The organism is Parabacteroides sp. AF17-28, from assembly GCF_003479205.1.
Classification (GTDB): Bacteria; Bacteroidota; Bacteroidia; order Bacteroidales; family Tannerellaceae; genus Parabacteroides; species Parabacteroides acidifaciens.
Window position 1 is genome coordinate 59,291 of the sequence record NZ_QUGV01000032.1, and the last position, 1,468, is coordinate 60,758.

The following is a 1,468-nucleotide window of genomic DNA, read 5'->3' on the forward strand; positions in this document are numbered from 1 at the left end:
TTCAAGGTTGTTTTCTAACGGTAGAAAAACCTCTTAGAAGAGTGTTTTTGCCTTATTTCATAAATAAGGTACATCAAACTTGAAAATCAAAGGGGTAAAACTAAGAAACGGAATGACAGGAGTTCGGAATATATTATTCTATTTAATGACGATCGGTAGCATTAGTCTTTTAACCGGTTGCAGCCGATCAGACGTGCCCATACCACCGGGCCCGCCTACGCCACCGAACCCCGACCCCGATCCCCCGGTAGCTGCGGTTCCCATCCGGTTGAAAACACAGCTATTGAGCCGTGCAGCAATCGAAAACTTCGACAGCACAGCTCTCAACGTCGCCAAAGGGAGCGGCACCCTGCAATTTGACGAGATATGGGAGGCAGTCGCTACAGACTCCGAAATCACATTTGTACCGGAACGCTATTATCCGGCAGACAGTTCGGAAGTATATCTGACCGGTTACTATCCGAAAGGCGCTGTGAAAGACGGTCTTGTCGAGTACCATCTCGACGGGGAGACTGACATCATAACGACAAAGGCACAGTCCGGTTCATTGGTGAATCCTTTCGATAGACAGGACAGCCTGTTTTCGTTTTCCCATCAATTGTCGCTGCTGAAAATCACGATTCGCCTTGCCGAAAACCGTCCGGAAACCTATTACTTGAAATTCGCCGGTCTGGAAGGTTCTTCCCGGGAGGCCTGGCTCGAATTATCAAGCGGTGAACTGTTGTTCGGGACGGAAGCGCCGAAGTTAGTGCTGTATGAGGCAGAGACGGAAACCGGCATGGAAATCTCGACGGAAAGCACCTTTAATAGTAGCCTGCTGGTACAGCCCCGTACGGAGTTGACGGTCGATATTGTGCTGACGCGGGATAACAATCCGGAGCATGACCTGTCATACACCGGTCTCCCCGTGCATTTTGAAGGCAGCGGTTCGGAAGGCAATGTCGCCTACAATATCGACATCGTGATCGGCTCCCCTGACCTGCCGGTCGGACCGGACACTCCGGATGTTCCCGACCCGCCTACGCCACCGGATATCCCGGATGATCCGGACGAGCCGGATATTCCGATCCCTCCTGTAATACCGCCAGTGGTTCCGCCGGCCGCGAATCCGTCGATCACGATCACGGCTACTGTTACAAGCTGGGAGGAAGTCTCCGGCGGAAACATCGATTTCAGGCCCTCAAATGAATAATAAATAAACAATCAATAAAACAACAACGAACATGAAAACAAATCACATTTTACTAACTGCGGCCCTTCTCCTTTGTGCCGCAAGCTGCACCAAGGAAGCGAACGAGATACCGGACACGAACGACGACAATGCCTTATATCCCGTCACGTTCAGCGGGGGGATCGATTTGGTACAGACGAAGGCGGAGGATAAGAATACTACGCTGATGCGGAAGGACGTGAAAGCGAAAGTCTGGGTTTGTGCAAGTGATGTTGATCTTTCATCATCATTTACAAG

2 protein-coding genes are annotated in these 1,468 nt (G+C 50.7%); both read left to right on the plus strand.

Annotation, left to right across the window (positions count from 1 at the left end; translation table 11 throughout):
• The first annotated feature begins 112 nt into the window (after positions 1–112).
• Positions 113–1,192, plus strand: coding sequence for a fimbrillin family protein (locus DWW90_RS18270; RefSeq protein ID WP_147382451.1), 1,080 nt, complete (start codon positions 113–115; stop codon positions 1,190–1,192).
• 31 nt (positions 1,193–1,223) lie between these two features.
• The coding region (locus tag DWW90_RS20425; RefSeq protein WP_147382452.1) for a hypothetical protein at positions 1,224–1,468 on the plus strand (245 nt) is incomplete at its 3' end.